18 protein-coding genes are annotated in these 21,040 nt (G+C 70.7%); 8 read left to right on the top strand and 10 right to left on the bottom strand.

Annotated features, from left to right (window positions below):
- Positions 1 to 112: 112 nt before the first annotated feature.
- Together M4V62_RS01255 and M4V62_RS01250 are read right to left on the bottom strand one after the other, a co-directional pair.
- Positions 113 to 976, bottom strand: a complete 864-nt coding sequence (locus tag M4V62_RS01255) for a LysR family transcriptional regulator (protein WP_249585307.1) — start codon at positions 974 to 976, stop codon at positions 113 to 115.
- A 281-nt stretch (positions 977 to 1,257) separates the two neighbouring features.
- Positions 1,258 to 1,887 carry a hypothetical protein gene (locus M4V62_RS01250; RefSeq protein ID WP_249585306.1) on the bottom strand — a complete coding sequence of 210 codons (630 nt, stop codon included), beginning with the start codon at positions 1,885 to 1,887 and terminating at the stop codon, positions 1,258 to 1,260.
- Between the two features lie 319 nt (positions 1,888 to 2,206).
- On the opposite strand from M4V62_RS01250, the gene M4V62_RS01245 reads away from it, so the two are divergent.
- Positions 2,207 to 3,430 carry a hypothetical protein gene (locus M4V62_RS01245; RefSeq protein WP_249585305.1) on the top strand — a complete coding sequence of 408 codons (1,224 nt, stop codon included), beginning with the start codon at positions 2,207 to 2,209 and terminating at the stop codon, positions 3,428 to 3,430.
- Between the two features lie 66 nt (positions 3,431 to 3,496).
- Here M4V62_RS01245 and M4V62_RS01240 read toward each other — a convergent pair whose 3' ends face one another.
- Positions 3,497 to 3,988, bottom strand: coding sequence for an RrF2 family transcriptional regulator (locus M4V62_RS01240; protein ID WP_249585304.1), 492 nt, complete (start codon positions 3,986 to 3,988; stop codon positions 3,497 to 3,499).
- A gap of 106 nt (positions 3,989 to 4,094) precedes the next feature.
- Here M4V62_RS01240 and M4V62_RS01235 point away from each other — a divergent pair, with 106 nt between their 5' ends.
- Complete coding sequence (locus tag M4V62_RS01235) at positions 4,095 to 4,835, top strand: SDR family oxidoreductase (RefSeq protein WP_249585303.1); 741 nt, start codon at positions 4,095 to 4,097, stop codon at positions 4,833 to 4,835.
- Positions 4,836 to 4,893: 58 nt separating this feature from the next.
- Here the strand turns inward: M4V62_RS01235 and M4V62_RS01230 are convergent, their stop codons facing one another.
- Positions 4,894 to 5,700: a sulfite exporter TauE/SafE family protein gene (locus M4V62_RS01230; protein WP_249585302.1), complete on the bottom strand. Its 807-nt coding sequence runs from the start codon at positions 5,698 to 5,700 to the stop codon at positions 4,894 to 4,896.
- A gap of 85 nt (positions 5,701 to 5,785) precedes the next feature.
- Here M4V62_RS01230 and M4V62_RS01225 point away from each other — a divergent pair, with 85 nt between their 5' ends.
- From M4V62_RS01225 to M4V62_RS01215, 3 genes are all read left to right on the top strand, one after another.
- Positions 5,786 to 6,559: an AraC family transcriptional regulator gene (locus tag M4V62_RS01225; RefSeq protein ID WP_249585301.1), complete on the top strand. Its 774-nt coding sequence runs from the start codon at positions 5,786 to 5,788 to the stop codon at positions 6,557 to 6,559.
- Between the two features lie 366 nt (positions 6,560 to 6,925).
- Positions 6,926 to 7,435, top strand: coding sequence for a transglycosylase SLT domain-containing protein (locus M4V62_RS01220; RefSeq protein ID WP_249585300.1), 510 nt, complete (start codon positions 6,926 to 6,928; stop codon positions 7,433 to 7,435).
- A gap of 44 nt (positions 7,436 to 7,479) precedes the next feature.
- Positions 7,480 to 8,616: an LCP family protein gene (locus M4V62_RS01215; protein WP_249585299.1), complete on the top strand. Its 1,137-nt coding sequence runs from the start codon at positions 7,480 to 7,482 to the stop codon at positions 8,614 to 8,616.
- Between the two features lie 24 nt (positions 8,617 to 8,640).
- On the opposite strand, the gene M4V62_RS01210 is transcribed toward M4V62_RS01215, so the two are convergent.
- The 3 genes from M4V62_RS01210 to M4V62_RS01200 all read right to left on the bottom strand — a co-directional run bounded on the left by M4V62_RS01210 (position 8,641) and on the right by M4V62_RS01200 (position 12,003).
- Positions 8,641 to 10,779, bottom strand: a complete 2,139-nt coding sequence (locus tag M4V62_RS01210) for an MMPL family transporter (RefSeq protein WP_249585298.1) — start codon at positions 10,777 to 10,779, stop codon at positions 8,641 to 8,643.
- A gap of 88 nt (positions 10,780 to 10,867) precedes the next feature.
- A complete protein-coding gene (locus tag M4V62_RS01205; RefSeq protein ID WP_249585297.1) occupies positions 10,868 to 11,371 on the bottom strand; it encodes a MarR family winged helix-turn-helix transcriptional regulator in 504 nt (167 codons plus the stop codon).
- A gap of 86 nt (positions 11,372 to 11,457) precedes the next feature.
- The gene (locus M4V62_RS01200) at positions 11,458 to 12,003 is read right to left on the bottom strand and encodes a DUF6417 family protein (protein WP_249592654.1); all 546 of its coding nucleotides are present in this window, start codon (positions 12,001 to 12,003) and stop codon (positions 11,458 to 11,460) included.
- A gap of 410 nt (positions 12,004 to 12,413) precedes the next feature.
- Between M4V62_RS01200 and M4V62_RS01195 the strand changes: the two genes are divergently transcribed.
- Positions 12,414 to 12,812, top strand: coding sequence for an ANTAR domain-containing protein (locus M4V62_RS01195; RefSeq protein ID WP_249585296.1), 399 nt, complete (start codon positions 12,414 to 12,416; stop codon positions 12,810 to 12,812).
- A 96-nt stretch (positions 12,813 to 12,908) separates the two neighbouring features.
- Here the strand turns inward: M4V62_RS01195 and M4V62_RS01190 are convergent, their stop codons facing one another.
- A complete protein-coding gene (locus M4V62_RS01190; protein WP_249585295.1) occupies positions 12,909 to 13,784 on the bottom strand; it encodes an oxidoreductase in 876 nt (291 codons plus the stop codon).
- A 79-nt stretch (positions 13,785 to 13,863) separates the two neighbouring features.
- Between M4V62_RS01190 and M4V62_RS01185 the strand changes: the two genes are divergently transcribed.
- Positions 13,864 to 14,532, top strand: a complete 669-nt coding sequence (locus M4V62_RS01185) for a helix-turn-helix transcriptional regulator (RefSeq protein WP_249585294.1) — start codon at positions 13,864 to 13,866, stop codon at positions 14,530 to 14,532.
- 158 nt (positions 14,533 to 14,690) lie between these two features.
- Positions 14,691 to 18,602, top strand: a complete 3,912-nt coding sequence (locus M4V62_RS01180) for an ATP-binding cassette domain-containing protein (RefSeq protein WP_249585293.1) — start codon at positions 14,691 to 14,693, stop codon at positions 18,600 to 18,602.
- Between the two features lie 93 nt (positions 18,603 to 18,695).
- Here the strand turns inward: M4V62_RS01180 and M4V62_RS01175 are convergent, their stop codons facing one another.
- Both M4V62_RS01175 and M4V62_RS01170 read right to left on the bottom strand, forming a co-directional pair.
- Positions 18,696 to 19,028, bottom strand: a complete 333-nt coding sequence (locus tag M4V62_RS01175; protein ID WP_249585292.1) for a hypothetical protein — start codon at positions 19,026 to 19,028, stop codon at positions 18,696 to 18,698.
- On the bottom strand, positions 19,018 to 20,949 hold the full coding sequence (locus M4V62_RS01170) for a pre-toxin TG domain-containing protein (RefSeq protein ID WP_249585291.1): 1,932 nt from the start codon (positions 20,947 to 20,949) through the stop codon (positions 19,018 to 19,020). Before M4V62_RS01170 ends, M4V62_RS01175 begins: the two co-directional genes overlap by 11 nt.
- Positions 20,950 to 21,040: the final 91 nt, after the last annotated feature.

The following is a 21,040-nucleotide window of genomic DNA, read 5'->3' as shown; positions in this document are numbered from 1 at the left end:
TCTTCGGTCGACGCACATGAGTCAACCCAGCGGGGCCGTGCCCCGTCCAAGACGAGGTTCCGATACAACCCATAGGCCCGGACGATCAGTTCGCCGGTCGCGGCTATGGCGGCTATGGCGCGCAGGGCGCGGGAACCTGCTTGTGCCCGGCGTACGAGCGGGTCAGCTCCAGGAAGGCGCGGGCGCCCGGGGTGAGATGGGCGGGCAGGCTGATCATCGCGACGTGCAGGTGCGCGGTCGGCTCGATGGCGGCGACCGACGCACCGCAGCGGCGGGCGAGCCGCGTCCAGGAAGCGGGCAGGACCGCGATGCCCACCCCGGCCAGGACCAGGGGCAGGACGGAGGTGCGGTGGTCGACGACCGCGACGATGTCGGTGCCGTCCGTCTGCGCGGTGATGTCGTCGACGATGGAGCGCATCAGACTGCCGCCCCGGGCGGCGATCAGCTTGCGCCCGCCGAGGTCTTCGGGGCGCAGGGTGGCCCCGTCCGGCACGTCACCGTCGGGACCGGCCACCACGACGAACGGCTGCTCCTCCAGGGGCAGGACATCGACACCGGAGAGCGCCACGGGCTTGGCCGCGCCGAGCAGGCCGAGCTCGCACGCACCGCTGCGTACGAGGCCGACGACGTCTTCGGGAGTGAATGCGGCGCGGCTGCTGATCGTGACGGACGGGTGCAGTTCGGTGAAGCGGTGGGTCAGCGTGGTCAGGGGCTCGATGCCGGGCGAGGGCATGGCGACGATCTCGACGGTGCCGCCGTGCAGCCCGGAAAGCGCCTCCGCCTTGTCGCGCACGGCGGTCAGGTCGCGCAGGACGCGGCGGCTGGGTTCGAGGAGCTCGGCACCGGCCTCGCTGAGGACCACGCCGCGGCCCATGCGGTGGAAGAGCGAGACGCCCAGGTCGGATTCGAGGTTGGCCATCGCCTGCGACAACGACGGCTGCGCCACGTGGAGCGCGGCGGCCGCCTTTCGGGGCATGCGTCATTGCAACCTCCATCCAGGCACGGGCGGGGTCCACCGGCGCGCTGCACGCAGAGGCGGCACCCCCAGGGGCAGGAGTGCCGTCGCGTACCGAGAGCCGACTGTGAAGCCCCGTGCGACACCGGGTCCCGACCGGTCGTCGCACCAACTACCGGGTCAGTGAAGCCGGTCACAGAGGAGGAGGTACACGACCAAAAACCGATGCCCCGTATAGGGCGTGCCTATACGGGGCTCGGTCACGGTGAACGGGCCTGCCGTCGCGACAGGGGCCCGGCCGCTCAGCTGGTGGTCGGGACGGCGTAGGGGGTGACTTCGCAGCGGTCGACCGAGTCGACCAGGCCCTCGCCACCGATCTCGATCCGGGCGGTCTTCTTGCCCTTCCCGGGCACCTTGATCTCTTCGCTCTCCTCGATGATGGTGATGCCGTCGGCGTCCAGGAAGGTGACCGACACCCAGAAGCGGCCCGACTTCTCGTTGCCGTTCGTGACCTTGACCGTCGCGTACGGAGCCGCCTTGGTCGCGCAGCTCACCAACTTGGCCTTCGCGTCCTCCATCCGTTCGCCGCCCGGGGAACTGGAGGAGGTGGAATTCTGGGTCGGCCTCCGGTTGTAGGAGCCGCCGCTGGTGCCGCTGCTTCCGTCGCCGCTGCTGCCGTACGCATCGTCATCGTCGTCGTCATCCGAACCCGATGTCGTCGACCCGGATGACCCATAACTGCCGGAGCTGCCGGAGCTGTTCGACGACGAACTGTCGTGGTTCTGACTCGAACTGCTGCAGCCGCCTCCGCCGCCACCGCTGCTGTGGCGACTGCCACCGCCGTGGCCCCGGCCTGTCGTGAAGCCGGTCAGGGCGAGCGCCGATAGCACCAGTGTTGCTGTGACCTTGAGTGTGCGCCCCCGATTTCTCATTGGATCATCCTAGTCACCGCTGCCGGTGCGACGGGCCGGGCCGTGTGCTGCTGGTGGGTGCCAACTCCGGGCGCAGCGGCAGTGGTTCAGGGCGTCCGCCGGGGGAGGGTCGGCGCGCGTCTCCCCCGGCCCTCGGACCGCCGGGCCGGGAGCCGACGACTGATCGGCCTTGCGTAAATGAAATCCATGGTCAACGGCGCGTCGGCGGTGTTGGTGCCGGCGGGCGGCTCCTCCAGTGGCGGGTGGAAAGAAGCGTGCTTAAAACGGGAGACACGTACACACGTGGGACGAGGACGTCCCGCTGAAATGGAGAAGTGAAATGGCCGCTGAGTCATTCTCTGCCGCGGGGGAAACTTCCGGGACCGGCGAACCTCTGGTTTCGACGTCGGTTCACTGGGGGACCGCGCAGCTCGGCGCCCCGACGCGCGACAAGACCGCCCCGTGGCCGCAGGAAGCCGACCACGACACCGACGGCGTTCCCCCGGAAGCGACCGCGTACGACGCCGACGGTGGCCCCTCGGAACAAGCACCGCCCGACACCGACGACGGAGCCCCGGAAGAGGCGCCGTCCGACACCGACGACGATGCGGTGGAAGAGCTCATACGCGTCGCCGTGGTGTCCCGGCCCCTGGACGACGTCGTCGACCTCGTCACCCTCCTGGAGCAGTCGCCTGACGGTGTGACCACCGCAGCCTCGGTACTGCGTCTGGCGGCCGTGGCCCGCTCCGTCGACGACGTCACCCGGCTGGTGGAACTGCTGGGCCCGCCGGAACACCCCGCCGAGCACATGGACGAGGCCATCCGGCACGCCGCCGAGGAGCGGCCCATTCCGGAGGTGAGCCGTCTCGTCCACCTGCTGTCCCGGCCTCCGCACGATCCGCACAGCGGCGCCGAGGCGGTGCACGCCGCGGGGACGACCAGGTCTGTCGAGGACCTGATGCAGCTGATCGGCAGCCTGAGAGAACAGCAGGGCGCCGACAGCGTCGAGACCGAAGCTCCGGACAACACTGCGGACAGCACTAGGGACAGCACCCGGGACAACTCCGGGGCCAAGGACCCGGAAGCGCCGAGCGCGGCGTCCGCCGAGACCGTACGCCCCGCATCCGTCCCGGCGGCCGAGGCCGCGCCCGCACAGAGCGCACCACTTCTGGTCTGGCTGCGTCGCGTGGCAGGCGTACTGCTTCTGCTCTGTGCGGCGGCTCACTTCCCGGTGAACTGGTCGGACGCCTCCGCCCTCGGCCTCTCCGTCGCGCTCGGGGTCTCCGTCCTGTGCGCTCTGGCGGGTGTGGCGCTGATCCTGAGCGGGTCACCGGTCGTGGCCGTGGCGAGCACCTTGGTGGCCGGTGCGCTGGCCGTCAGCCACCTCGTGGACGATCGGGTCGACTCCAAGACGCTCGCCTACGTGCTGCGGCCCGACGGGGTGGCAGCTCCCCTTCCGGCCCTGTCCGCGGTGGTGGCTGCGCTGGCCGCACTGCTGGTCGTGGCGCTCACGGTCGCCGGCCTCAGGGCCGCGGCCAACCGCGACCCCGCCGCGCGTAGTTAGGCGTACACGAGGGGACGCTCGCGCCCATCGGCGACGACATCGCCGATGGGCGCGAGCGCGTGTCCGTCAGCCGTCGGAGCCGTTCGCCGCGTCGAGCCACGTACCGATGCTCGGCAGAGCCTCGGGCCCGCTGTCCTGCTCCACCGAGCCGACCAGATCCGCGATGGAGACGGCCTGCAGCGACGCGCGCCAGGCGGCATCGGCCGCACTCATCGCGCGGGCGATGGGGCACTGCTTGGTGCAGTCCTGGGGTGGTGTGCCGAAGGGGCCCCGCTGGCGGATCTCGGTGCACGTGAAGGCCGGGCTCGCCCCGTCGACGGCCAGTACGACGTCCAGGACCGCGATGTCGGCGGCCGGCCTGGTCAGGACGTATCCGCCTGTCTTGCCCTGAATGGACTTCACGAGGTCGGCGCGGGACAGGGCCTGCATCTGTTTGGCCAGGTAGCTGGGCGAGACGTCGTGCAGCTGCGCCAGTCGCGCGGCCGGGACCGGCTCGGTTGCCGCGGTCAGCACGACACAGCAGTGCAGTGCCCACTCCACGCCGCCGGACAGTTTCATGCGTCCTCCCAGTTGACTCGGACACAGGCTATCCGAGTATTATCTCGGACATCAGATATCCGAGTTTGTGGCAGCAGTGGGACTCGGTTCACAGAAGGGCACGATCATGAACATCACGGTCATCGGCGGCACCGGACTGATCGGTTCCCAACTCGTCTCCCGGCTCCGTGAGGCAGGCCACGAGGTGGTCGCCTCATCCCTGTCGACCGGAGTCGACCTGCTCACCGGCGCGGGCCTCGACCAGGCGCTGAAGGGCGCGGACACGGTCGTCAACGTGTCGAACTCGCCGACGTTCGACGAAGCCTCCCCGGACTTCTTCCGCACCACCACGGGACAGCTGCTCGCCGCGGGGGAGCGCGCCGGCGTCCGCCATCAGGTCATCCTCTCCATCGTGGGCGTCGACCAGGTGCCGCAGCTGGACTACTACCGCGCGAAGACGCTCCAGGAGGATCTGCTGCGGCAGGGGCCCACCCCGTACTCGATCGTGCGCGCCACCCAGTTCTTCGAGTTCATGGACGCGGTCCTGTCCTGGACCGCCGACGAAGAGACCGTCCGGCTGCCCGCCACGCGCGTCCAGCCCATCTCGACGGCCGATGTGGTCCAGGCCCTCGCCGATGTCGCCACCGCCCCGCCGCTCAACGGCACGCTCGACGTCGCGGGCCCCGATGTCTTCCCGCTCGACGAGCTCGGCCGCCGCACGCTGTCGGCCCGCAAGGACCCCCGCAGCGTCACCACCGACGAGACGGCGGGCATGTTCGCCGCCGTCGAAGGCGACGTCCTTGTCGCGGGCCCGGGCGCGCGCCTGGCCGCCACCCACTACGAGGACTGGCTCGGCACCACCCGCTAGCCGACGCGCCCTGGGCTCGCTCCCGCTCCCGGCACGAACCGTGTCGGGGAGCCTCCCGTCAGGCCAAGAAGAGCATCGCCACCGTCACCACGCCGAGCAGCCCGACGTAGGCCCAGGCGTGCACGCGGTCGGGGATGCGCGGCGGGCGGCGTCTCAGCACCGCGATGACCGGCAGAGCTCCCAGAAGGAGCGCGCCGGCGGCCCGGACGTCGATGAGACCCACCAGGTGCACCCGCGCGTCCGTGGCCGCGGGGACCGCCGCCACGCCCAGGGACACCGCGGTGGCGGGGAGCGCGATGGCCAGGGTGAGGGGGTTGGCCAGGGCGGTCGCCACCCGCATCGTGTGCCCGGCCCGCCGCATCGCGGGGACGGTCATGACGCTGCCTCCCACACCGAGAAAGGCAGCCACCGCACCGATCGGTGCGCCGAGGAAGGCCGACAGCGGACGTGGAGCGTCATCCGATGCCGCTTCGACCGGGGCGTAAGGGCGGAGGAAGCCGGGGCGCAGGAGCAGGTCGGTGATGGTGAGGCCGACGTACGCGATGAAGGCCCAGCTCGCCACATCGGCCGGAGCCAGGCGCGTGGCGAGCGCGCCGACCGAGGCCCCCGCCGCCAGCAGGACCAGCAGCCTGCCGCTGCCGCGGAGCGCGAGAAGCACCCGCCGCGGCGTGACAGCCGTCGCGAACGCCGCGTTCACCACCATCACCAGGGCCGAGGTCGCCGTCGCCACCCGCATCGCGTCGCCGCCGAGCGCGGCGTCGGCCCCCACCACGACCGGCACCGCGACGAACCCTCCACCGAAGCCGAACAGAACGGTCGTCACTCCGGTGAGGAGCCCCACCCCGGTCAACATCACGAAGTCCATGGGGCCCACCCCACCAGCCGCAACGGCCGTCCCGCATGCGATGGTCGGCCCTCTTCTTTCGCGTGTCAGCCATTAGCATGGGCGGGTGAAGAACGTCCCGCTGGCCGATGTCGACCACGTCGACCGGGCAGTCCTGCCGATCGGCACCGACTACCCGCCCGGCCACGTACTGGACTGGCACGAACACCGGCGCGCCCAGTTCCTCCACGGCGCCACCGGCGTCATGGTCGTCGACACCGCCGAGGGGACGTGGACCGTTCCGCCCGAGCGCGCCGTGCTGATCCCGCCCGCCACGCGGCACCACGTCCGCATGCTGGGGGTGAGCACCCGGAGCCTCTACATCGAGCCGCATGCCGTGCCCTGGTGGCCGGCCACCTGCACGGTCGTGGACGTTCCGCCGCTGCTGCGCGAGCTGCTCCTGGCCGCTGTCGAATTCGACGCCGACTACAGCCTCTCCGGCCGTGCGGGAAGCATCGCGGCGCTCCTCCTCTACGAGATCGCCGAGCGCGCCCCGCTCCCGTTCCACGTGGGGATCCCGGCCTCCGCCGACCTCGCGCACCTCTGCCGCGCGTACCTGTCCGCCCCGGACCCCGACGCCACCAACGCCGCATGGGCCGCGAGCACGGCCATGAGCGAACGGGCCTTCACCCGGCGCTTCCGCTCCGAGACCGGTGACAGTCCCGCCGTCTGGCGGGGCCGCGCACGCCTGCTCGCTGCCGTCCCGCTGCTGCGCACCGCGTCGGTCAGCGAGGTCGGCGCCCGCATCGGCTACGCATCTCCCGCAGCGTTCACCGCCGCCTTCACCCGCGCCTTCGGTATGCCCCCTTCGCGCTTCACCGCGCGGTCGACGGCCACCTGACCTGCGCATTTGCAGCGAAATCAGGCTGGATCGGCCTTGAGCGGGGCCGCGTACCCAGCAGGAGCCGTTCTCAAGCCCCGCGGACCCGTAAAAAGTCGCTGTGGCTGTGAGCCCACCCATAGGAGCCACGTCACATGCTAACGACGGTAGTAGAACCGCCGAGGCGCCCACGGACGGCCGCGAGTCCCCTGTGGGGCCTCTGACCAGGGCGTCCTGCGTACCGGGGTAGTACGTCACATCATTGCGTCCCGCTCCGGCCACCGCTAACCCTTGCTGAAGTTCCGGGGAGCCGGGATCGCACCGGGCGAATCCGCTCGGGTCGACCGAGCCCCCCTCACAGACTTCGCATTGGAGAGTTACCCCCGCATGGCCACTACCGACACGAAGACCCGCACCGGCCGCATCACCCGACTGCGCAAGATCTCCGTCGCCGGCATCGCCACCGCTGGTGCCGCGGCCGCGGCCCTCACGCTGGTCCCCTCGACCGCCCAGGCCGCCGAGCCGACCGCCGCGAGCACCAAGGCAGCCCAGGCCGTCAAGGCCGACAAGCCCTACGCTGACAACCTCGACGGCTGGATCAAGGAATCCCTCGGCATCATGAAGGCCAAGGGCATCCCCGGCTCCTACGAGGGCCTGCACCGCAACATCATGCGCGAGTCCGCCGGTGACCCGAACGCCCAGAACGGCTGGGACGTGAACGCGCAGAACGGCACCCCGTCCAAGGGCCTGCTGCAGGTCATCCAGCCGACCTTCGACGCGTACCACGTCGCGGGCACGCCCAACAACCTGACCGACCCGGTCGCCAACATCACCGCGGCCGCGAACTACGCCGCCGACAAGTACGGCTCGATCGACAACGTCGACTCCGCCTACTGAGCAACCGGTCAACGAAACAACCGGTCAACGAAAAGGGGCAGCGCATGCCGCACGAGAGCGGTGACGAGCAGCAGGCGCACATGGCCGACGGCCCCGCAGCGCCCGCCTACGGGCCCGCGCGTGTAAGGCGCTCCCGGCGCAAGCCGCGGAAGAAGACTCTGCGCTACGTCGCATGGGGCGCCCTGGGAGTGGTCCTGATCGGCGGAGGCGGTGTGGCCTACGCCTGGCAGCACCTCAACGGCAACATCCAGGGCACGGACGTGAACGCCGCCCTCGGGCACGACCGGCCGAGCCAGCAGAAGAACGGCTCGATGAACATCCTCCTGCTCGGGTCCGACTCCCGGGCGGGAACCCACGGCAAGTTCGGCAGCGGCGTCAGTGGAGCGCGCGCCGACACGGCGATGGTCCTGCACGTCGACAAGACCCACAAGAGGGCTTCGGTCGTCAGCATCCCGCGCGACACGATGGTCGAGCGGCCCCAGTGCGCGAAGCCGCACGGCGGCGAGGCGGCCGGCGCGCAGCAGGCCATGTTCAACTCGTCCTACCAAGTGGGCGGACCGGCGTGCACCGTGAAGACGGTCGAGAAGATGTCGGGCGTCCGCATGGACCACTACCTCGAAGTCGACTTCAAGGGATTCCAGAAGCTCATCGACGAGCTCGGCGGCGTGGACATCACCACCCGCAAGGCGATACACGACCCCAACAGCGGCCTCGCCCTGAGCGCGGGCAAGCACACGCTCAAGGGCAAGCAGGCACTTGAGCTCGTGCGCACCCGGCACGGCGTGGGCGACGGCAGCGACCTGGGCCGCATCCAGCTCCAGCAGGCGTTCATCAAGGCGCTGATCCACCGCGCCGACACCGTGGACCCGCTGGGCAGCCCCGCCAAGTCCTACGACCTGGCGGACACCGCGACCAAGACCATCAGCGCGGACTCCGAACTGGCCTCCGCGGACAAGCTCCTCGGTCTGGCCAAGGAGCTGAAGGGCATCAGCCCCGACCGCACCAACATGGTCACCATGCCGGTCACCTACGACGCCCAGGACTCGGGACGGGTTCTGCCGCTGGACAAGGCATCGCACAAGGTGTGGTCCGCGCTGCGCCATGACCGGCCCATCCCGAAGTCCGCGACGCAGGATTCGGTGGGTGACAGGACCGACTCGCCGGTGACGGCGGGCACCTGACCCGATGCGGCCTGCCCAGGTTCCTCAGCCGGCCGCTGACTGCCCCGGCTGCGGGGAGTCGGGGCCGCGGCTGAGGACACCCGGCCACCACGCCGCCGGGCCGATGTCGCGCACCAGGGCCGGCACCAGGAGCGACCGTACGACCAGGGTGTCCAGCAGGACGCCGAAGGCGACGATGAACGCGATCTGGACGAGGAAGGCCAGCGGGATGATGCCGAGCGCCGCGAAGGTCGCCGCGAGGACGACCCCGGCCGAGGTGATGACGCCTCCGGTCGCGGTCAGCCCGCGCAACACCCCTTCGCGCGGCCCGTGGCGCAGTGATTCCTCGCGGACCCGGGACATCAGGAAGATGTTGTAGTCCACGCCGAGGGCCACCAGGAAGACGAATCCGTAGAGCGGTACGGAGGAGTCCGTGCCGCTGAATCCCAGTACGTGCTGGAAGACCAGGGCTGAAACCCCCAGAGTGGCAAGGAAGTTGAGCGCGACCGTCGCGACCAGCAGGACCGGCATGAGCAGCGACCTGAGCAGTCCGATCAGGATGACCAGGATGATCGCGAGGACCACCGGGACGATGAGCAGGCGGTCGTCCTCGGCGGTCCGCTGCGTGTCGTACTGCTGCGCGGTGTAGCCGCCGACCAGCCCGTCGGCCCCGTTCACGGCGTGGACGGCGTCGCGCAGCCGCGCCACGGTGTCCTTCGCCGCGTCACTGTCGGCGGCGTCCCGCAGGGTGGCGTCGATGCGTACGCGGCCGTCGACGACCAGCAGTTCACCCGCGCCCGCCCCGCCCGCAACCGGCCGGCCGGACGCGCTCACGGCCGCGGCGGCGGACAGCCCGTCGGTGCGTTCGACGGCGGCCGTGACCTGCTCGGCCCGGTCCGCATCCGCGATCACGACGGCAGGATTGCCCGAGCCTCCGGGGAAGTGCCTGCCGAGCGTCTGCTGTGCGGCCACCGAGGGAGCGTCGTTGACGAAGATCTCGTCCAGGGGCACGCCCTTGGAGCTGAGCGTGGGGGCGAAGGCAGTGCAGATGAGCAGGCCCAGGAGAGTGCTCGCCCAGACCTTGCGCGGCGCCCGGTCGACGAGCGAGGCGATCTTGGTCCACACGCCCTGCCCCGCGGATTTCTCCGTGGCCGGCTTGGGCTTGGCGGGCCAGTACGCCGTACGCCCCAGGAGGATCAGGACCGCGGGCAGGAAGGTCAGCGTGCTCAGGACGGCGCAGGCGATGCCGATGGCGCCGACGGGCCCGAGCGCGCGGTTGTTGGTGAGGTCGCTCAGGAGCAGGGCGAGCAGGCCGAGCGCGACCGTGGCGCCGCTTGCGACGATGGGGCCGAGTGAACGGCGCAGAGCCGCCCGCATGGCGGTGACCCTGTCGCGGCCGGCGGCCAGTTCCTCACGGAAGCGCGCGGTGAGCAGCAGCGCGTAGTCGGTCGCGGCGCCGATGACCAGGATGGACAGGATGCCCTGGACCTGGCCGTCGACCCGGACGATGTCGTGGTCGGCCAGTACGTAGACGATTCCGCAGGCGAGTCCCAGGGAGAAGACGACTCCGAGGATGATGACCAGCGGAAGCAGCAGGCTGCGGTAGACGAGCAGCAGAATCACCAGGACGGTGATCAGGGCAACCCCGAGGAGCAGGCCGTCGATGCCCCCGAAGGCGTCCGACAGGTCGGCCTGACTGGCCGCGGGACCGGCCACCTGGGCATCCGTCCCTGGCACCCGGGCCGCGGCGTCCCTGACCTCTGCCAGGGTGCCTTCCAGTTCCTCGCCGAGGTCGGGCCGCAGTTGGACGACACCTTGCAACGCCTTGCCGTCCTTGGACGGCAAGGCCGGGGATGCCGGACCGGCGACCCCTGACACGTCACTCAGGGAAGCCAGCGCCCGGGTGGCGGCGCTCTTCTGGGCCTGGTCGATCCCGTCGGCCCCCGTGTCGCCGTCCGCGGTCCAGACGACGATCGCGGGGAGGGTCTCCTCCTGCCGGAACTTCCGCTGTGCGTCGATGACTTGCGTGGACTCGGCGTTCTGCGGGAGGAAGGCGGACTGATCGTTGGTGGCGACCTCGCCGAGCTTCCCGGCGTACGGCCCGAGCGTTCCGCCGATGCCGAGCCAGGCGACGAGCAGGACGACGGGGGCAAGCCAGCGTGCCACGCGCGTACCTGTGGACATGGATCTCCTTGCGGACTCGATACCTCAATGGATAAGCATCTCAATGATTGAAGCATCTCGTCCGTCACGGGTGCCCGGCGGGGCGTACCTAGCGCTGACGCCCTCGCAGCTCGGAGAGCTCCTCGTTCATGGCCGCCAAGAAGCGCACCACCACGCCTAGTTCGTCCTCGCTGAACCGCACGCGAGCGTTCTCCGTCGCGGCGGCCAGGGGCTGGAAGAAGGTGCGTGCGGCCGACTTGGCTCCGGGTGCGTAGTGCAGATGCACCACCCGGCGGTCCTCGCTGTCCCGCGACCGGCGGATGTGTCCGGCCCGTTCAAGGCGGTCCAGGCAGGCGGTGACGGCACCCGAGGTCAGCCCCAGATGGTCGCGCAGCCGCCCGGGAGTGAGCGGACTGTCCGAGTCCAGAATGGCCGCCAGGGCCTGGACATCGGTCGCGTGCAGGTCGTGACCGGCGGCGAAGCCGTGGATCAGCCGGTTGATCTCGCCGTTCATGCGCCGCAGCTGCACCGCGAACGACTGCAGATCTGTCGACGCCGGGGCCGGAGCCGATGCCGCGCTGCCGCTGGACGCTGAATCCTCTGTACTGGCCACACGCGCAGCTTATAGATCGCGGACCGGTGCACTCCCGCCACCCGCCTCCCGCCTCCCGCCTCCCGCCTCCCGCCTCCCGCCACCCGTCACCCGCAGGTCGCAGTGGCTCCGGCGTCATGAGGAGGCGGCTCATAGCTCACCCCGTACACGCGGGCGAACCGGTTGGCGGGCGCCGCCGAGCCGCCGAGCCGCTCCAGGAAGAACGCGCGCGCCATCGACTCCATCTGCTCACCGCTCACGTACACGACCCATCGGTTGGACGCCGCGTTGAAGCGGGCCGCGTCCACAGCCGACTCCAGACCCGGCGCGGGGGCGTGCCGGAGGCGTCCGCGCAGCGCGAGGAACCGCCTGAGGGTGTCCAGCTCCGAGCGGCGCAGGCCCACCTGCTGCAGTCCGGGCGAGGGGGCCTCGGCGGTCGGCGGAGCAGCCCGCACCTGTGCGTAGAGGAGCGCATCCCACCCGTCGTCCGTCAATTGCACCGCCCACGCGGCCGTCCGACCGGCCTTCGCGGGCAGTCCAGCCTGATCCTCGCAGGGTGCCGCCCGGAGCAGCCCGAGCCTCACCAGGGGGCCCGTGGCGCGTTCATCAAGTCCGGGCCCTGCCGTGGCCCATCCATCAGTTGTGCGCTGCATGTCAGCCACGTGTCGCAGCAGCGCGTAATGCCCGGCCGAGCGCCGCATCCCTGCCCCTCCCGCCAAACAGTGCGTTGCCGCGACGCTAGCGTGCACCCCTGGCCGTAGGGGTGCTGTTGAGGTGGTCTACGCCCGAAATCGGTGCGGCACCAGGGGTAGTCGAACACGCGAACAAGCGGACAAGCAGTGCCCGTTCGAGTGGCCAATGGGCACTGCACCTGTTTGAGATCAACGGAGATGGCTACTCGATCACAGCGAAGGCACAGCGCTGTGCGACGTAGGCGCCGGTCGGTTGGGACAGACAGCCACCGGCGCTGCCGCGTGCACGGAAACAACAAACTCTGGCCACGAATGTGTGGGATCTGCGATGCTCACCTCATCAGCGGTCCTGCCGGCCCGACAGAGGCGGCGTGAGTAGACGAGAGGCAGAGCAGGTGGCTTCCTCATCGGACTCCCTCAACACACCGGCACTGAGCCCCCATCGCGCGCTCGGGCAACAGGCTCCCGATGATAATTGCGCGGAAGAGGTTGCCGAGATCAAGGCGTTGCGCACCGAGGTGAACGACCTGCATCGCGCCTTGGAGTCCCATCCCGCCATAGATCAGGCGCGGGGCATGCTGATGTCGCTGGGCCCGTGTACCGCGGATGAGGCGTGGGGGATTCTGGTCGAGGTGTCGCAGAACTCCAACACCAAACTGCGGGCAGTGGCCGAAGAGCTGATCGCCACGACGGAGGGCGAGCCGCTGCCCGGCGCGATCCGCGCGGCGCTCGCCGAGGCGCTGAGAAAGCGGCAGGAAGCTGCGGGGTGATTCCCCGTGCCTGCACAAGCGCTAGCCGGTGACCTCGCCGTGAGTCGACAGGCCACCGGCCGCAGCGCTCCGTAAACACTTCAGTCGGTCAGTCGGTCAGCCGGTCAGTTCTGCGAGGTCGGCGGCGTCCAGACGCAGTCCGGCCGCGGCGAGGTTCTCGGCGAGGTGGTCGGGTGAGCCGGTGCCGGGGATGGCCAGCATGTTCGGTGAGTTCGCGAGCAACCAGGCGAGGGCCACCTGTGCGGTGGTCGCCTCGTGCCTCTTGGCCACCTGCGCGAGGCGGCCGTGCTCGATCGGGTCGAAGCCGCCGCCGAGAGGAAAGAACGGCACGTAGGCGATGCCGTGCTCCTCGCAGCGCGCCAGCACGGCGGCGTCATCGGGATGGTGCACGTGGTACTGGTTCTGCACCGCGACGACCGGTGCGATGCCCCGCGCCTCGTCCAGCTGCGCCGCATCGACGTTGCTGACGCCCAGGTGGCGGATCAGACCCTCGTCGCGCAGTTCCGCCAGGGCCGCGAACCGGTCGGCCACGCTCTCGCCGCCCGGCTCGCTCATGCCCCCGACCCGCAGGTAGACGAGGTCGAGGCGGTCGAGACCGAGAGCGCGCAGATCCTCGGTCACCAGACCGCGCAGCTGCTCGGGGCCGGCCTGGCCGGTGGGCATGCCGTCCGCGCCACGCAGCGGGCCGACCTTGGTGGCGATCAACAGCTCGGCCGAGTAGGGCGCGAGAGCCGTACGGATCAGGTCGTTGGCGCTCACCTCGCCCCGGGCGTAGAAACCGGCCGTGTCGATGTGGTCGACGCCTGCCTCGACCGCCTGCCGCAGGACCGCGACACCGGTCTGCGGGTCGCGTGCCGGCCCGGTGAACGTGCCTGCCGCCAGGCGCATCGCGCCGAAGCCCAGGCGGTTGACGCGGCGGTCGCCGCCCAGCATGAACTGGCCGCTCGCTGCGGCCGTGATCTGTGTGGTCATGTCCCCACCCTCGCCCCGTGAGGCCCGATCGCAGACCGGATGGCAACGTTTTGCCACGAGCGTGAGCAAGACTGGGAGGGTGACCGACCACACCACGCAGACAGTGCACGGCGAGAGGCAGCTGGCCGCGCTGACCGCCCAGCTCTTCGGCGAGACGACGCGGGAGTTCTTCTGCGCCGCCAACGACCTGCACACCTGGACGCGTCCCGAGGCCAGGGAGACGATCGTGCGTCGCCTGCGCCCCCGGGCCGCCGACGGCATGGTCGTACGCAAGCTCTACACACCTGCCGTACTGGCCGACGAGGGACAGCGGTTGCACCTGTTCGACATCGAGGCCGCCGGCGGCCAGGTGCGCGTCCGGGCCGCGACACTGCCGCACGAGACGATCATCATCGACCGCCGGGTGATGATCCTCGCCGGGCGCAGTGGCGCCCGAGGCCGCGAGTTCACGATCACGACCGCACCGGCCCTCGTCGCCGGCGTCCACGCCCTGATGTGCGCCACGTGGGACGCAGGCACCCCTCTCGCGGACTACCTGCGGCGCGAGACCGAGGGCCTGGACGCCGACTCGTTCGCCGTGCTCCAGGCGCTCGCGGCCGGTCTCACCGATGCCGTGGGCGCGCGCAGAGTCGGCATGTCCGTGCGGACCTACCGCAGGCGGGTCGCCGAACTGATGACGGCTCTGGCGGCCGACTCGCGCTTCCAGGCCGGCGTCAACGCAGGCCGGCTGGGCCTCGCCGGAAGCTGAGCCGCCGCCCGTGCGCCGCCTCTGCGGGCTGTCGGCCTCGCAGCATGGCTCGGCGCGCGACCGGCGGCGTCCGGTCGCGACCGGGACCGTCCCCCGGCCACCCGGCTCCTCTGTGAGCATCGAGCTCCCAGCGGTGGCGCGCGGCTCGGGAGGCCGGAATGCGTACGTGGCAGGAATGGACGGCAGCAGTGCGGCTGCTGTGGCGAGCCGGGCCCCGGCACACTGTCGCACTCGCCGTGACCGTGGTCTGCGGGGCGCTCACCGGCCCGCTCATCGTGGTCGCGACCGGGCAGCTGGTGGGCGAGCTGCCCGGCGCCGTCGATGCGGGCGCCGGGTCGGCCGCCGCCCGGCGCGCACTGGTCGCCCTGATCGCCTTCGGCGCGCTGACCCTCGTACGCACGGGACTGCGCGCCTTGGACAGCGGGCTCGCGGCGGTACTGCGGCTGCGTGCCGCCGGCGTGGTGGAGGACCGGGCCATCGCGGCCGGGACCGGCCCGGACGGCATCGGACACCTCGAAGAGCCGGGCTACGCCGACACCCTGCGCCTGGCCACCGAGCAAGGCACCCGGCCGGACCAACTCGCGTCCCTGCTGCCCGAGATCGTGCGCCCGAGGCTCGAAGGGATCGGTCTGCTCGTCCTGTTGGCGCCGCTCGCCTGGTGGGCGCCTGTGCTGCTCGGGCTCGCGGCGGTGCTGACCTACCGCTCCTACCTGCGTCTGTCGCGCCAGGTGCACGGCAGCATGGAGTCGGCGAGCGCCGTGATCCGAAGGGCGGGCTATCTGCGGTCGCTTGCCGTGGATCCCGAGCCCGCCAAGGAGATACGCGTCTTCGGGCTCGGTGACTGGCTCGCCGACCGGATGACGGCCGTCTGGCAGTCGGGCATGGCCACGGTCTGGGCCACCCGAGGGAAGGCCGCGCGGCGCGCCTACGGGGCCGTCGCGTTCGTGGTCCTCGCGGAAGGCGTGGTCCTGGGGTACGCGGCCTTCGCCGCCGCGCGCGGCGACCTCGGGCTCACCCAGCTCGTGATCAGCGCCCAGGCGGCGCTCGCGCTGCCCGCGCTCGGCTGGGTCGGCGACGACGACCTCATGGTGCGTGACGCGCTGCTGGGGCTGAGGTCGCTCGTCGCGCTGGAGTTGCGGGGGATGGCCGACAGCAGGGGTCGGGGCGACGTGCAGAGCCCTGCTGGCGGTGACCAGGGCGGAGATCGGGAGGGCGACCGGGGCGGTTCGCGCGCCGACGGACAGAGGCTGCCCCGCAACGGTCACAGCAACGGCCGGGCTCCGGCAGCCCACGGCCGCATCGCCTTCGAATCCGTGGACTTCACCTATCCCGGCACGGACAAGCCCGTCCTGCGCGGGCTCGATCTGGAGATCCCGGCCGGGGCCTCCGTGGCGATCGTCGGGGCGAACGGCTGCGGCAAGACGACGCTGATCAAGCTTCTCGCGCGGCTGTACGAGCCGGATGCCGGGCGCATCACGGCGGACGGCGCGGACGTGCGGGAGTACGGAGTGCGGCAGTGGCGCCGAGGAATCTCCGTCGTCTTCCAGGACTTCGTGAAGTATCCGCTGACGCTGCGCGACAACGTGGCGATGGGCGCCCCGGACATCGGGGGTGACCCGGGCGCCCTGGAGCGCGCCCTGGAACTTGCCGACGGCGGTGAGCTGCCCCGCGGTCTCAGGGCGGGCTGGGACACCGTGCTCTCCCGGCAGTTCGCGGGCGGTGCCGACCTGTCCGCCGGTCAGTGGCAGCGGGTCGCGATCGCCCGTGCGCTCCTGGCCGCACGCTCGGGCGCCGTGCTCGTCCTCGACGAGCCCACCGCACATCTCGACGCGCGGGCGGAGGCCGACTTCTTCGACCGGTTCCTCACGGTCAGCGGGGGAGCCACCACGGTCCTGGTCTCGCACCGCTTCTCAGGCGTACGCAGGGTCGGCCTCATCCACGTCATGGACGGCGGGCGGATCGTGGAGAGCGGCACGCACGACGCGTTGATGGCGCTCGGCGGCAAGTACGCCCGGATGTACCGGTTGCAGGCGGAGCGATTCGTCGACGATGACGCGGAATCCGGTGATGGAGACGGGGCGGGTGCCGGGGCTGGTGCCGGCGCCCGGGACGATCGTGGTCCTGCCTGCCCACCCGTGGGGTTGCCGCCGGTGGCATCGGTGGCGTCGCCCCGGCCGGAGGACGAGCTGCCGGACGACCCAGGCGGCGGCGACCCTCCTCAGCTGTCCGAACGCGGTGGGCGCAGCGTGCTCGACGCGTTGCGCACCCTGGTCGCCGAGTCCTTCCGGGAGTCGTGGAAACTCGCCGTGCTAGGGCTGCTGCTCGTGCCCGCCGCGGCCGGACTCGCGGCCCTCCAGGCCCTGTGGCTGCGGTCCATGGCCGAAGGTGCACAACAGGAGCTGCTGGAGTCCACGTTGACGGCGGCGCTCCTGCTGGTGGTGAGCCTCGGGGTGTGGGAGGCGGTCGAACTGGCGGCCATCGGGGCCAGGATCGGGCTCAGCGAGCGCGTGGGCTTCGCCTTCGACCGGTTGCTGGCCCGCATCGCCGCGGGTATCCCCGGGCTCCGCCACCAGGAGTCGCCCGCGTTCCAGGACCGGCTCCACCTGCTGCGTGACCGCACCCTGGCCATGGGAGCGCTGCTCAACTGGGTGCTCAACCTGCTCGAACAGCTCGGCGGCTTCCTGGTCACCGCCGCGCTCCTGGCCACCGTCCACCCCGCCCTGCTGGTGCTGCCGCTCATCGGGGCACTCGCCCTGCGCCTGCAGATCTCCGCGCGCGGCGTCATCGCCCGCGCCCAAGAGGCGACGGCGGCCGACTACCGGCTCGCCGCGCGCCTCGCCCGCCTTGCCACCTCACCGGAGGCGGGCAAGGAACTGCGCATCTTCGAGGCGGGGCCCGAACTGTGGTCCAGGGTGGGCGAGTTGCGCGGCCGCGCGGACGGCGTCGCGAGCCGGGCACAGTGGCGGTTCGCCGCGGTCGGCTGCGCGGCGGGACTGCTCAACTCGCTCGGCCTGATCGGCGCGGTCGCCTTCGTCGTGCATCTCGCGGTGACCGGTCACACCAGCCTGGGCGCGGTACTGCTCACCGTCGTCCTGGCCGGGCGGTTCACCGGTCATGTCGGCGGACTCGTGCAGGCCACGGGGGCCGTCGTCGAACTCCTGCAGAGCGCCGAGCGGTTGCGCTGGCTGCGGACCTACGCGGAACGGGCGAATCCGGCGCCCGCCGTGACCGCAGCTTCCCCCACCACGGCCTCGGGCACCGCTCGGGCTGCCGTGCCGTCGATGCTGCGGCAGGGCATCGCCGTGGAGGGGCTGACCTTCCGCTATCCCGGCACGTCGGCGACCGCGCTGCGAGACGTCGATCTGCGGCTCCCGGCCGGGGGAGTGGTGGCCCTGGTCGGCGAGAACGGCTCCGGAAAGACCACCCTGGTCAAGCTGTTGTGCCGGATGTACGAGCCGACGCTGGGCCGGATCACGGTCGACGGGGTGAGTCTCGACGCCCTGGGCCCGGAGCAGTGGCGCGAGCGTCTCGGCGCCGCCTTCGAGGACTTCGTACGCTTCGAGTTCGTCCTCCGCGAGACGGTCGGCGTCGGGGAGCTGTCGCGGATCGCCGACCCGTGGGCGGTCGTCGGCGCTCTCGGCCGGGCCGGGGCCACCGACCTGCCCGGCACGCTGCCGAACGGTCTGGAATCCCAGCTGGGCAGCCGCTGGGAGCACGGGACCGACCTGTCGACGGGCCAGTGGCAGAAGCTGGCGCTCGCACGTGCCCTGATGCGGCAGGACCCGCTCCTGCGCATCCTGGACGAGCCGACCGCGTCCCTGGACGCGGAGACCGAGCACGTCATCTTCGAGCGCTACATCGAGGCCGCGCGCCGACCCCGGCCGGACGGCGGCCGTCCGGACACGGTCACGCTGCTGGTCTCACACCGCTTCTCGACCGTGCGCGGCGCCGACCTCATCGTCGTACTCGACCACGGACGGGTCGCCGAGACGGGCACTCACGAGGAATTGCTGGCGCGGGGCAGCCTCTACGCGCAGATGTACGGGCTCCAGGCGCGCGCTTATCTGTGAGGCCGACGGGACCGCGCGCCTACCTGTGAGGCGGACGGGACCTGCGCCGGAGGCCCCGCCCGCCTCACCGAGTGGCCTCCGGCGCCCTGCCGCTCAGTCCAGTCCGGGCAGGATTCCCTCCGGGCCGCCGGCGTCCATGATTCCGCGAAGGGAAGCCATCATCGCGTCGACCCCTCCGGTCGGGACGATGACGAGGTCGGGGCACTGGAAGAACGCGCCGCCCGCGCATTCGCCCGTCTGCTTCCAGCGGTCCATGACCTCGGCGATCTCGCGGAGCGTCATGAAGGTGGCACTCCACCTCGTTCCGTCGGGCAGGCGGAGCTCGACGTCGACGTTCTCGACGTCCTCGGCGCGGTCGTCGGCCCCCAGCATGAAGAGAGCCGAGAACCGGTCGTCCTCGACGACGTACTGCGGGTCACTTTCCATAGAGCTGCTTCAGCCTCGCAATCACCTTGGACTCGTTGCCCTTGTCGGCCTTGCCGACGATCTCGACGCCGCCGTCCACGTTCCGGAAGAAGAGGCGCCCGCCGTTCCGGCCGCGGGCGTACGTGATGTCGGTTCCCGCCAGAGCCTTGCTGCCGAGTCCCGGGTTCATGTTTCCACGGGACAGCTGCTCGAAGAGCCCGTCCAGGTCACGCTGGACCGCTTGGTTCCTGCCGGCCTGGTGCGCCGCCTTCGCCAGGAGCGAGTCCTTGCCGATCGCTGACGTGATGAGCCGGCACGGGGCGGCGTTGTGCACCAGGACAGGGGTGCCGCCCGCCAGCACGTAGTACGTGTGCGTGCCGGCCACGGTGAGGTTGCGGACCTCCTGGGGCCGGGCCCTCCACGAGGTGACCGCGTCGACTCGGGCGGGTACGCCCGATGCGGTCCGCAGCGTCATCCCGGGCGCGAGGTCGGCCGCGTTGGTCCACTGGTCGAGGCTGCCGGTCCAGAAGGGGTGCTGGTCCGTCGCGGTGACCGAGGCGGTCCGGTCCCCGCTGTCGCCGTCGACGTCCACGCCGACCTTGACGAGGTTCTTCTCGCCGCTGCCGACGATGAGGTCGGTGACGGGCTGTCCCTCGGTGTGTCCGGTGCCCGGGTCGGTGGACAGGACCTCGTCGCCCTCCCTTACCTGCTCGATGGGGACGGCGGTACCGCCGGCCATGAGCACGGGAGTGCCGGGCAGGAAGCTGTTGCCCGCGCAGGTGGCGCCGATGCTCCCGCCCTTACGGGCCTTGCGGACGTCGTCCGCGGTCAGGGCCTTGGCGCCGACCTTGCCGCCGACCTTGAGCCAGCGAAGGACGGCGAGCGAACCGGACGCCCGCTCAAGGCCGCTGAGCTTCTCACCGGTGGCCAGGTCCTTGCCGGTCAGCGCCTCCACGATGCCCTTGCCGTCGCCGATGCCAGGCACCAGGTCCAGGAAGAGGGACATCCGGCGCTGCTGTGCGGCCTCGTCCAGGCCGGAGGAGCCCGATCCCCAGGAGTCGCCGACGTGGGAGAAGTCGAAGCCGATGTCGGGGAGTTCGCTGAGCCTCTCGGCGCCCTTCTTGATCCCCGGGACGTGTTTGTTCGCGGCCTTCATGCCCTTGTTGGCCTGGGCGATGCCGGTGTTCATCTCCTTCATGCCCTTATTGGCCTTGGTGATCCCCTTGTTGGCCTTGGCCAGCCCCTGATTGACCTCGGTGACGCCTGTGTTCATCGTCTTGAGGCCGCGGTCCATCTGGGCGAAGCCCTTGTTCATCTGGTCGAACGCCGCGTTGAGCTCCCTGAGCTCCTTGCCCCAGTCGGTGGTGTCCTTGACGGGCTTGACATCCCTCGACGGCGGGAAGCCGTAGTCGCCGACGACGACGGTGAGAATGCTGAGGACATAGAGCGAGTCGCTCGTCGTGCCCATCATCTCGTCGGCCTTGGCCACGTTCGACGCGAGCTTGGTCAGATGCGGCTTCGCGGCCTTGGCGGTCTTGACCGCCTGGGTCAGGATTTGTTCTTGTTCTTTGGGATCAGCCGTTGTCGAGGGATCCTTGAGCTCAGCGAGCTTCAGCTTCCCCAGTGCGTCCAGCTCTGTGTCGAGCGTCTTGAACCGTGCGCCGTGGTCCTTCATCACTGACTGTGTCCCGTAGAGGAACAGCGCGGTGCCCGCACCGGCGATGAGCGCCTTGCGCGTGAACTCCCTGAGGCAGCCGGCCTTCTCGACGAGACCCAGATCGTCGCACTTCGCATAGTGGGAGACCCGCTCGGCGATCTCTATGAGACTCGGCGGCTCCTTCTCGGCGGCGAACGCCGGGGCGCCGGCCGCGACGGCCGAAGTGAGCGGGAGCGACAGAGCGGTCAGCGTCGTGAGCAGCCTGGTGGTGATTCTGTGGTGCATGTGTTCCTTGGTCATGGGGGCACGGCGCCCATGACGAAGTGACCCCCCGAGTCCATTCTGACGAGTACCCGCCAGAGTTACCGGCACGTAC

The sequence above is a fragment of the Streptomyces durmitorensis genome, from assembly GCF_023498005.1.
GTDB lineage: Bacteria > Actinomycetota > Actinomycetes > Streptomycetales > Streptomycetaceae > Streptomyces > Streptomyces durmitorensis.
Note: the sequence above shows the minus strand (reverse complement) of the source record. Positions and strands in the feature narration are given on the sequence as shown.

Bases quoted from the DNA above. Each gene is read 5' to 3' on its own strand.
- M4V62_RS01235 (WP_249585303.1), top strand. From the start codon at position 4,095: ATGAACATCACGGTCATCGGCGGCACCGGACTGATCGGTTCCCAACTC.
- M4V62_RS01240 (WP_249585304.1), bottom strand. From the start codon at position 3,988: ATGAAACTGTCCGGCGGCGTGGAGTGGGCACTGCACTGCTGTGTCGTG.
- M4V62_RS01210 (WP_249585298.1), bottom strand. From the start codon at position 10,779: ATGTCCACAGGTACGCGCGTGGCACGCTGGCTTGCCCCCGTCGTCCTG.
- M4V62_RS01200 (WP_249592654.1), bottom strand. From the start codon at position 12,003: ATGCAGCGCACAACTGATGGATGGGCCACGGCAGGGCCCGGACTTGAT.
- M4V62_RS01255 (WP_249585307.1), bottom strand. From the start codon at position 976: ATGCCCCGAAAGGCGGCCGCCGCGCTCCACGTGGCGCAGCCGTCGTTG.
- M4V62_RS01170 (WP_249585291.1), bottom strand. From the start codon at position 20,949: ATGCACCACAGAATCACCACCAGGCTGCTCACGACGCTGACCGCTCTG.
- M4V62_RS01175 (WP_249585292.1), bottom strand. From the start codon at position 19,028: ATGGAAAGTGACCCGCAGTACGTCGTCGAGGACGACCGGTTCTCGGCT.
- M4V62_RS01220 (WP_249585300.1), top strand. From the start codon at position 6,926: ATGGCCACTACCGACACGAAGACCCGCACCGGCCGCATCACCCGACTG.
- M4V62_RS01180 (WP_249585293.1), top strand. From the start codon at position 14,691: ATGCGTACGTGGCAGGAATGGACGGCAGCAGTGCGGCTGCTGTGGCGA.
- M4V62_RS01230 (WP_249585302.1), bottom strand. From the start codon at position 5,700: ATGGACTTCGTGATGTTGACCGGGGTGGGGCTCCTCACCGGAGTGACG.
- M4V62_RS01250 (WP_249585306.1), bottom strand. From the start codon at position 1,887: ATGAGAAATCGGGGGCGCACACTCAAGGTCACAGCAACACTGGTGCTA.
- M4V62_RS01190 (WP_249585295.1), bottom strand. From the start codon at position 13,784: ATGACCACACAGATCACGGCCGCAGCGAGCGGCCAGTTCATGCTGGGC.
- M4V62_RS01245 (WP_249585305.1), top strand. From the start codon at position 2,207: ATGGCCGCTGAGTCATTCTCTGCCGCGGGGGAAACTTCCGGGACCGGC.
- M4V62_RS01215 (WP_249585299.1), top strand. From the start codon at position 7,480: ATGCCGCACGAGAGCGGTGACGAGCAGCAGGCGCACATGGCCGACGGC.